Origin of the sequence: Escherichia sp. Lx600-2 (genome assembly GCF_036662595.1) — a bacterium.
In the GTDB taxonomy this organism is placed as follows: Bacteria; Pseudomonadota; Gammaproteobacteria; order Enterobacterales; family Enterobacteriaceae; genus Escherichia; species Escherichia coli.
In genome coordinates, this window is sequence record NZ_JAYQWM010000231.1 from 1 (window position 1) to 1,314 (window position 1,314).

Consider the following 1,314-nt stretch of genomic DNA (forward strand, 5'->3'; position numbering starts at 1 on the left):
ATCGGCTCAAACATGAAGAAATGAAATGACTGAGTCAGCCGAGAAGAATTTCCCCGCTTATTCGCACCTTCCTTAACACTCACATCAATAACCAACACAAAAAGTAACCATGGCAGTAATAACCAGCAATGTAGTAACCATGCTAAATTACAGAATAACTGTTTTTTCATGATCCGATTTTTATAGGATTCAGGAATTTCAGGAAGTTGATCACGATCAGTGAATAAGCGAAGTGATCTTTTCTGCCGCTGATGACTGGCTCGCGAACACGGGAATAAACACAACATACAGTGTTATGTCAGCAGGCATGAACACAACATCCTGTGAAATCTGGCCAACGGACGGCAGCGAAGGATCTGCGGATCCGGAACAACCAGAAATCGGATCTCAGGAGAGGAGAAGAAGGATTATTGCCGAAAAGTCAAAAAAACGGCACATTGTTGCGGTGAATGGATTATTGCACAGAAAGCAAAATTTAAGGATTACTGCCCCTGATACAGCAACAAAGAGGGAAGGGAAACTTTTTTTCAGTTTTTTTACCGACCGGCCTTAAAGGCCGCATCGGATTTCCTAAATACAGTTTTAGAGAAGGTAAATTCTATGACTGTATTTTTGATGGCTATTGCCTACGGCATTTTAAAAACTAGGTGTTTCATTTTATTGGTAGTTAAGGGGTATCCGGGCTGGACATTATTCTGGAAAAACTATGACCGTCTCCCTCATATCATCCGTTCCCGCTGCCGATACCAGAGACGATTCATGTTCAGACGCATCTGGAAGCGAGTCTTCAGCGACTGATAATGTTATCGAGCGGCATACCCAGTCCGGCCAGCCAGCACAGGCAGCACCAGGTGGTGTACACCATACTGGTCTCGCCGGATTTCCACTTACAGATGGTGCGTTCGTCCACAGTCAGCCGGTTGGCCAGCTGGCTGTCAGTCAGGAAGATAAGTCCCCTGACCAGCTGGATTTCGTCGACTGTGGGCTTCTGCCAGTCTTCTCCGCTGACCAGCGTATAGCCATTAAATTTTTTGGCCTCGATAAGATCGCTGAAATACCTTTCGATATCCGCATTCATAATTCATCCTCCTGAGCAGATTGCCACAGCACCGGGTTTTCCAGCGTGTAATAATAGCCATGATCCAAATCCTGCTTATCCAGATACTCATTAAGCTTGCTTATCTCATAGGCTGAATAAAAAGTACTGGAAGAGCCAACATTATACATATCGATTGTTGTAGACTGGCCCCCTGAATCTCCAGACAACCAATATCACTTAAATAAGTGATAGTCTTAATACTAGTTTTTAGACTA

At 44.1% G+C, this 1,314-nt stretch carries 1 protein-coding gene; it reads right to left on the minus strand.

Going from position 1 to position 1,314, the window contains the following annotated elements; all coding sequences use genetic code 11:
* Window positions 1-787: 787 nt before the first annotated feature.
* Window positions 788-1,078, minus strand: a complete 291-nt coding sequence (locus OQV04_RS24695; RefSeq protein ID WP_000990619.1) for a hypothetical protein — start codon at window positions 1,076-1,078, stop codon at window positions 788-790.
* Window positions 1,079-1,314 lie beyond the last annotated feature (236 nt).

Excerpts from the sequence above, each read along its gene's own strand:
- OQV04_RS24695 (WP_000990619.1), bottom strand. The coding sequence starts at position 1,078 with ATGAATGCGGATATCGAAAGGTATTTCAGCGATCTTATCGAGGCCAAA.